Origin of the sequence: Flavobacterium aurantiibacter (assembly GCF_002251775.1) — a bacterium.
Classification (GTDB): Bacteria; Bacteroidota; Bacteroidia; order Flavobacteriales; family Flavobacteriaceae; genus Flavobacterium; species Flavobacterium aurantiibacter.
On sequence record NZ_NOXX01000207.1, the window covers coordinates 64,304 to 72,428 of the forward strand.

Sequence of the window (8,125 nt, forward strand, 5' to 3'; positions counted from 1 at the left end):
TAGTTAACGCCTTTTTTTTATTTTGAACTATTTTCTACTTCTTACTTTCGAGCAAATTTAGCTGTTTGAGTAACGCCATCGGTAGTAAATTGAATGATGTACATGCCTACGGGTAGATTGGCTACTGAGATCGCAACTTTTGAATCGGATTGATTTTTCAAATAGCGAACATCTTGTCCTAAAGTATTGTAAACAGTCACGTTTTCGATTGCGCTTCCCGCTGCGTTTTCGAGATATAAAATATCTGAGGCAGGATTCGGATAAAGTTTCACAGTTGTTTTTGCAAAATCGTTTGTGCTAAGTGCACCTACGCCAAATGAGTAGCTTGCCGATGATTCGAACGTACTGCCTTCAAAGATAATTTGGTTATCGGCGGTAGAGATTTCGTAGAAGCCATTTCCGTAATTACAGCAAATTCCGTCTCCGAATGAATCGGTAATCGTGAATGTGTAGCAAGTGTTTGCAGGAACATTAACTGTTTGCGTGATTAAAGCTGGTAAAGAATTAGTGTCACTATAGTTTCCACCCGATGCAAGCGTTTGTCCGGCTGCATTGACGAACGTCCAAGCCGTTTCTGAACCAAATTCATCACGCTGAATTTTGATGGTTACAGCTGTAGTATTGTAGAACGGAGCGAGAGAAAATTCTGCCGATTTACTGTCGTTAAAATTATTTTGGTCGGCGGTTTGGTTAACACTTACAATGTTAAAAGCGATGTTGTGGGCTCCGGAGGTTAACGTTCCGCTAGGTAACGATACAACTGCTGTTTGGTTGTTAGCTAGCGAGCCATTAAATACTACGTTTGGTTGTTCAATACTATCGATAGTGTAAGCTATTGTAGCTGTTGTCAGGGTTTGAGATCCCCGATTTTTCAGTGTCACACTTAATACCGGACTATCGGTGCACGTATCACTTGGTGCGTTAAAGTCTAAAGAACCGTCTATTTCAAATCCTTGTGGTGCTTGACAAACAGTTGAGGTTCGCAAGCTTGAACGGCGTGGAGAGTTTTCAAGAACTATGAGCATGCGCTCTTTTTGATCTTGGGTGAATATATTCATACAGCCGTCGTCGGTGTAATCCATGTAGTTTTCGATCATGTCGTTTCCAGGAGAGTTTGGACATGAATTTTTACCCGTCGGACAGCCGCTTGTTGCTGTAGATGCCGCTGGCGTGTCTGGGCAATAATCTTTAAGTGAGTCGGTTGCATTAACTGTACAACTAAACGAATCGCCCCAAATATGACGCAAACCAAAACAGTGGCCAATTTCGTGTGTTGAAGTTCGTCCGTTAAAAAACTGGCTGTCATAAGTGCCGTCAGGATAAATGTCTTGCGAACCAAAGTATTGATAGCCAATTACTACACCGTCTGTTTCGGCTAAACCACCCGTAGTGTCGATTCCTCCAAGGGTTGAGTTGTCAGGAAATTGCGCATAGCCAAGCACGTCGGTTAAATCGCCACCAAAACGACAAACCCAAATGTTGAAATACAAATCCGGATTCCACTGTGTTTGAGGTTTCATGGTTGTTTCAATGGCGGTTTCTCCCCAAGAAGCTGTTCCTAAGTTAACGCGATGAATACCCGTTGTTTCGTTTCCTTCGGGATCGGTTTGAGCTAAACAGAATTCAATTTCAGTATCGGCGCCAACCGCGTTCGTGTTGTATCCTGGAGTGTTTAGCATTCTTCTAAAATCCTGATTTAGAACTTGAATTTGAGAAAGTACCTGCTCGTCGGTAATGTTTTCGCCCGTTCCGTAAGCATCACCGTTATGAATCACATGCACTACAACCGGAATAGTGTAAACAGTATTCGTGCTCTGAGCAGAGCGATTTCCTGTAGCCTGACGTTCGCGAATTTTGGCGCTCATCCAATTTTCAAAGGCTTCCTCCGTAGCGCGAGTGCTGTACTTTTGCTGTAACGATGTTTCGTATTCGGTCGACGCGCAACGAATTTTTCCAGTTGCGGTAGGCGTGTTGGTCGGATTAATGTCGACACCAAAAAGTTTATTTGTCGCTTTTGGCGTTTGTGCCCATGCTCCAACGGTAACTAGGGCGAAAAAGTAGAGTAGTTTTTTCATGATGTGATTTTATGGAGGTTGGGAAGTCACTCCTTGGCTTTGAATTAGGCGGCGAAACTATGCTTTTTGTAAATATGTTACAAATTTTAGAGGCGAAATAATTGATTTTATCGGAGTATAAGTGTTTTTTCGTTGCGTAATTGCTAAGAGAATTCCTTAAAAATTTAGAATTTGTTTATTTTTTGAAATATCTGTCTAATAAAGAAAAATAGCTAGTCATTCTAAGTCAAGAACTAAAATCAGAAAGCAGATCCGTAGCGAAGTGAACAAGGTCATTCATCGTTACGGATCAGCTATTTTCGATTTCTAACTGAAAATAGAATCGATTTGAGCAGCTAATTTTTACTAGCTTTTTATGTATTGCGAAAAAATCGAGTTAATTTCTGCCGTGCTCGCTTGTGGCTTTAATTCAAATAAAGGCATAAACATCGGCTGCTTGTTTACGGTTTTCTCTATGTGTAAATCTTTCTTGAGATCGTAAACTTCATTCCATTTCTTATTGATTTGTGCCCATAATTGTTTGTTGGCTTTCCACCAGTTTTGTGCAGCCAAACATTTGCTGTCGTCTACTTTTTTGTAGAAATCAAGTCCTTTTTCGCGCGCTAATAAAACATCGGTTCCTTTGTCGTCGCGAATTAATTTTTCATTGTCTTGTTCGTGTAACCAACCGTAGTTCGTAATCTCGTGAACATTTGTTCGTTTAAGTACGTTGTAATCGTTACGAACGGTGAATTCTCGGCGCGGCAGCGGAGCATCTGTGGTGTTTTTCCAATACGATTTCCCGTCGATATGCACCCAAGTGGCCGTGCCGGAGTAACGCGGACTGTCATCTACCTGATACACATTTTGCGTCCACTTTCCAGCGACATCCGATTTTTTCAATTGGATAAATTTCCACGTATTGTCTTTGAAAAACTGATACGAATCGGTGTTTTCAAACAACCAATCCTGGCGCCAATGCTTCACAATCGTAGTGTCGCTCACAATAAGCAAATGCTGCATAACCACTTTCCCTGGTTTGTCTTCAAGTAACTCAACCCACTCTAAACCATAGTCGTATTTTGTTTTTGAAGGCTTGTACAACGAGTCTTTACTGTAACTGAATGTTTCCGCAAAATTGAATGTCACTTCGTAACAGCCACACATTTTCTTAATCGCAGCTTGGTCTTTTTCTCTTTTCGACTGTCCGAAACCAACAGCAAATACAAGTACTAGAATCGCAGTAATTAGATTTTGTTTTCTCATAAGGTGTAGAATTAATTTTTGCCAAAAATACTATTTCTATTTAGAATAAATAAAAATAAAGATATATTTGCCGAAAATTATTTAGAACGAATCTAGACAATGAAGTATTTCGGATTGTTTTTGTTTTGGACAGCAGCCAGTGTTTTCGCGCAAAGCGACACCACAGCCGTACCCATGGAAGAGGTAATTGTAACCGGACAATTTTCGCCGCGAAGCATCCGAAAGTCGGTTTTCAATGTCAAAACAATTAGTCGCGAACAAATCGATGCGCTGGCAGCCGTTACCCTAGCCGATGTGCTCAATCAGTATCTAAATATCACCGTGACGCCTTCCAACACCAGCGGTCGTTCAACAGTGTCGTTATTTGGTTTAGACGGACAGTATTTTAAAATTCTCGTCGATAATGTTCCGCTGGTTTCGGAGAATGGTCTGGGCAATAACATCGATCTAACGCAAATCAATCTCGATTTAATTGAGCGTATCGAAATTGTTGAAGGCTCCATGGGCGTCACGCACGGTGCAAATGCTGTGAGTGGAATTCTCAATCTAATCACCAAAAAATCAACTAAATCCGGAACAACGGCCGAACTTAGTTTACAGGAAGAAACTGTTGGCAAAGAATATGCGTGGATGCATAGAGGTCGACACGTACAACGATTCGCACTTAATCACACTTTTAGCAATCGGTGGTCGGCTGCTGCGGTGCTCAATCGAAATATCTTCACTGGTTTTTTGAATCGTTTTCAAGGAAAAAACTATACAACTAACGATGGTTTACGTGGTTATGAATGGCTGCCGAAAGCCCAATATAATGCCAGTTCGTTTCTGAATTATTCGGTTAATCAATTCAAAGTAACGTACAAATTAGATTACCTCTGGGAATCGCTCGAGGTGTATAATCGCGTTGTGTTTGCCGTGAACAATCCGCCGTTTGAACCCACCTTGTTTTCGGCGGATAGTCGATACAAAACCCAACGACAATCTCATGTGATTCAGATAGATAGCAAGCTTTCGCAAACGTATCCGTTGGCAGTGTCGTTTTCTTATCAAAATCAGCGTCGCGACCGTACCAATTTTCAATACAATCACAACACCGATACGGAACAATCGCTGCAAAAGCGCAAAGATCAAGGATCCGATTTGTGGTACAGCACCGGAACGCTCAGCAAGATTCGTACAGGAAAGCGTATCGAGCATCAATTCGGTTACGAAGCCGTTCGAAATCTCGGATTTTCGCTCGTAAGTGCCGAAAACAATTTGGAACAAGTTGTGGAAAAATCGATTTCAAACGCCGATTTGTTTTGGTCGGCCGAATCCGATCTCACTCCAAAATTCCAAATCCGAACCGGTCTTCGCTATTCGTTTCAAGATCGATTCGACAATCAAATTGCCACTTCGGCACAGTTTAAAGTGCGTTTACACGACCGAAGCGAGCTGCGTTTCGGCTACGGACGTTCCTACCGAACACCCAACTTCGAAGAACTCTATTCTCAGATTATCTTCTCCGGACATTATTTTGTCGGCAATCAAAATCTGCTTCCAGAAACCAGTCATGCCGCCGATTTGGGCTATCAAACGCGTTACAAACTCGGAAATGTTTCTATCCAATCGGGTATTCAAACGCAATTTCTTTTTGTGAATAATCGCATCAGCATGGCGTTGGTCGAAACAGTGCCGATGGTGAAGTCGCAGTACATCAACATCAGCAAATATCAGATGCAAAATTTCTCCATTACAAATTCCATACAATGGCAAGAGATACAAATGCAAGCCGGACTTTCCCTCATAGGCATTTCCCAAGAATTGCAAAACGGCGAGGCAATTTCGTCGGATAAATTTCTCTATTCCGTTCTTACAAATTTTTCTGCGACGTATCAATTCAAGAAAATCAACAGCACTTTTGCCATTTTTTATAAGTACACAGGACGCCAGCAGCAATTTCAAGCCACCACCAACGATGCCGGCGAAGCCACCTACGATTTGGCAACGCTATCCGATTTTGGTTGGCTAGATGCCACGTTTACCAAGAATTTTAAGTCGGGCTTGTCGCTTGGCTTCGGTGCCCGAAACGTGCTCGATGTGGGTAGTATCAATCAATCAAATCCAAATGCCGGCGGCGTTCACAGTTCCGGCAACGGCGTGCTGCTAGGTTACGGAAGATCTTACTTTTTAAAATTATCCTATCTCTTTAACATATAATTATCTGATTATGAAACATGTATTTAGTTTTCTGACGCTTTTCTCGCTGGTTTTTACTTCCTGCGAAAAAGATAACGATTCGGCCACGCAAAACGCCGTCGGTTTTTCAAGTGCACAGCTTAACTTGGTGGAAAGCAGCAGCGATATCGTCCTCAATTTTGAAACAGCTGCGGCTAAATCGGGTGTTCTCGAGCTAACATTTACGGGGACAAACGCTGTTTTAGGTACCGATTTTAATTTATCGATTGCGCCAACATCGGCAAACAATCTCGAAATTCCTTACGAAGTAGGAGCAACAACGGTACGTTTTCAAATTACGCGACTAACGCAGGCCATCGAAGGTCAGGCAAAATCGGTTGCATTTCAATTAACAGGAAGTTCCGATGTAAACGTTACTGTGGCTCCCGAAGCGGCCTCGCTTGTCGCAAACTTTAATGAAGTTCCCGTAACACAACTTACAAAAGCACCAGCTGTGGGTGGCCCCAACGTTCCGAACATCGTTTATGTAGATTTAAGTTCGGGAGCCGAATTGCAAGTGCCGCGCGCTTCATTTGATCTTGGATTTTACAGCGGGTCGGAGTTTCGCGTCGTCTTAAACGGTGCGTTGAAAATGGCAGCGAAACAATTGGCAGTAAACGATATGACGATTCCACAGGAAATAGACCCGTCGGTTGCAGTGGGCGAGGGTGGTGGAACCGGAGTTGTAAATGGAAATCCAGCGTATGTTGACGATCCGAGCGGAAATTTAGCCCAAACCGCTATTGCTGAAGTCGCAGCCAACGATGCCGACAACAAAGTATATCTCATTAACCGCGGTTTTGATGTGGCAACGGCTGCGCCAGGTGTGGGTAGCGTAAATGCTTATGGAAATTCGCGCGGCTGGTTGAAAATTCGTGTGCTTAGAAACGGAAACGGATACAAAATTCAATATGCAGCGCCAGAAGCAACCACATTTAGCGAGGTTTTGGTAGCTAAAAATGCCGATTATCATTTTACTTACCTGAATTTAACGACAGGAAATACAGTGATAGCCCAACCAGAAAAAAACAAATGGGATTTACAGTTTACACCGTTTACCAACTACACCAATTTTGGAACCGGAACGGTATCGTATGCGTTTCAAGATTTTATTGTGAGTAATGCCTTGGGCGGAACACGCATTTACCAAGTATTGAACAGCGAAGGCGTGCTGTACGCGAATTACACTTTAGCAAATGTGAACACAGCGAATTTTGAGACTACAGCAGCAGCCGACCAGCGTGTTATTGGATCGTCGTGGAGAAACGGCGGCGGACCTACAAGTTTACCAAGCGCGCGCGACGATCGTTTTTACATCTTAAAAGACACAGCCGGTAACATATACAAACTGCGTTTCATTTCGTTAGTGAATGCGCAAGGCGAGCGTGGAAATCCGAGTTTCGAATATCAAAAATTAAACTAACCTAACTTAAACGGAACTATATGAAACGCTATTTATTTATTGCATTGAATCTGATATTAGGCGGCATGATGTTTTACGGCGGCATCAAGAAATTTGAGAAGCCAACGCCGCCGCCAACGGAGATTGTCGACACGGTAAAATCGGGTCAGGAAGTGGCGCCGACGGTTGAAATACTGAAGATTAAAAACTACATTTTTGGCATGCGCCAGTCCGGATTTTTCTGGGAGTTTTTGGGCATAGCCGAGTTATTGGCAGGAATTTTACTGATTTCGCAAGTCTTTGCACGTGTTGGAGCTTTCGTTACGCTGCCGTTAACGATAAACATCTTTTTGTTCCACCTGTTTTTAGAGCCTCACGAAGTGGGCGAGTTACTACAAACATTGGGATTGTTGGTGATCAATTTAGTTTTAATCGCCGAAAGCTACCGCATCTGGAAACCCTTATTGTGGAATCCGCGTATGTATAAGAGTCATTAAATTGGTTTGTTTGTTTTGTTTGTTTGTCTAAAGAGATCGGTTTGCGTCCGGTCTCTTTTGTTTTTAACCTGAGTTAGATTTAAAAATTGCTTAGCAAAGATTTCCGTAAAATATTTAAACACCTTGAATTCAAGCGTTCTGACAAAGATTTTTAATCGTACTCAGTTTTTTAGGACAGGTATTTGTACTTTTAAATAAAAAAAGATGTCAGCTAAAACATTGGTTTTGGGTGCCAGTACCAATCCGGATCGGTATGCGTATTTGGCGATTCAGCAGTTGCGAAAGAACAATATTGCCGTGGTTGCGGTAGGTCAGAAGCCCGGACTTGTTGCCGACGTTCCGATACACACCACCGCCGAAGATTTCGACGATATCGACACGGTAACCTTATATTTGAATCCTGAGCGCCAAAAAGCGTATTACGATTACATTTTGAGTTTGCACCCGCGTCGTGTCATTTTCAATCCCGGCACCGAAAATCCGGAGTTTTACCAGATTTTATCCGAATCTCAGATCAGCAGCGAAGTAGCTTGTACATTGGTGTTGCTGAGTACCAAGCAATATTAGGTTTTTGACGATTAGTGGGTTCGGTCGGCCCAAACGACACGTCAAGTGGTGAACGTTACGTAGTCTTTCCCGATAGTTATCGGGACTCAAGTCTTAATACAAAAATCTCCATTAGCCTTCGA

At 42.6% G+C, this 8,125-nt stretch carries 6 protein-coding genes; 4 read left to right on the forward strand and 2 right to left on the reverse strand.

All coding sequences use genetic code 11. From position 1 onward, the window contains the following. Positions 1 to 41: 41 nt before the first annotated feature. Positions 42 to 2,075, reverse strand: coding sequence for a T9SS type A sorting domain-containing protein (locus CHX27_RS10940; RefSeq protein ID WP_094486818.1), 2,034 nt, complete (start codon positions 2,073 to 2,075; stop codon positions 42 to 44). A 345-nt stretch (positions 2,076 to 2,420) separates the two neighbouring features. Next, on the reverse strand, positions 2,421 to 3,320 hold the full coding sequence (locus CHX27_RS10945) for a DUF6607 family protein (protein ID WP_094486819.1): 900 nt from the start codon (positions 3,318 to 3,320) through the stop codon (positions 2,421 to 2,423). 99 nt (positions 3,321 to 3,419) lie between these two features. Between CHX27_RS10945 and CHX27_RS10950 the strand changes: the two genes are divergently transcribed. From CHX27_RS10950 to CHX27_RS10965, 4 genes are all read left to right on the forward strand, one after another. After that, on the forward strand, positions 3,420 to 5,519 hold the full coding sequence (locus CHX27_RS10950; RefSeq protein ID WP_094486820.1) for a TonB-dependent receptor plug domain-containing protein: 2,100 nt from the start codon (positions 3,420 to 3,422) through the stop codon (positions 5,517 to 5,519). 10 nt (positions 5,520 to 5,529) lie between these two features. Further along, positions 5,530 to 6,960, forward strand: a complete 1,431-nt coding sequence (locus CHX27_RS10955) for an HmuY family protein (protein WP_094486821.1) — start codon at positions 5,530 to 5,532, stop codon at positions 6,958 to 6,960. A 20-nt stretch (positions 6,961 to 6,980) separates the two neighbouring features. Beyond that, a complete protein-coding gene (locus tag CHX27_RS10960) occupies positions 6,981 to 7,436 on the forward strand; it encodes a DoxX family membrane protein (RefSeq protein WP_094486822.1) in 456 nt (151 codons plus the stop codon). A 204-nt stretch (positions 7,437 to 7,640) separates the two neighbouring features. Continuing rightward, a complete protein-coding gene (locus tag CHX27_RS10965; RefSeq protein WP_094486823.1) occupies positions 7,641 to 8,003 on the forward strand; it encodes a CoA-binding protein in 363 nt (120 codons plus the stop codon). Positions 8,004 to 8,125: the final 122 nt, after the last annotated feature.

Bases quoted from the DNA above. Each gene is read 5' to 3' on its own strand.
- CHX27_RS10940 (WP_094486818.1), bottom strand. From the start codon at position 2,075: ATGAAAAAACTACTCTACTTTTTCGCCCTAGTTACCGTTGGAGCATGG.
- CHX27_RS10960 (WP_094486822.1), top strand. From the start codon at position 6,981: ATGAAACGCTATTTATTTATTGCATTGAATCTGATATTAGGCGGCATG.
- CHX27_RS10950 (WP_094486820.1), top strand. From the start codon at position 3,420: ATGAAGTATTTCGGATTGTTTTTGTTTTGGACAGCAGCCAGTGTTTTC.
- CHX27_RS10945 (WP_094486819.1), bottom strand. From the start codon at position 3,320: ATGAGAAAACAAAATCTAATTACTGCGATTCTAGTACTTGTATTTGCT.
- CHX27_RS10955 (WP_094486821.1), top strand. From the start codon at position 5,530: ATGAAACATGTATTTAGTTTTCTGACGCTTTTCTCGCTGGTTTTTACT.
- CHX27_RS10965 (WP_094486823.1), top strand. From the start codon at position 7,641: ATGTCAGCTAAAACATTGGTTTTGGGTGCCAGTACCAATCCGGATCGG.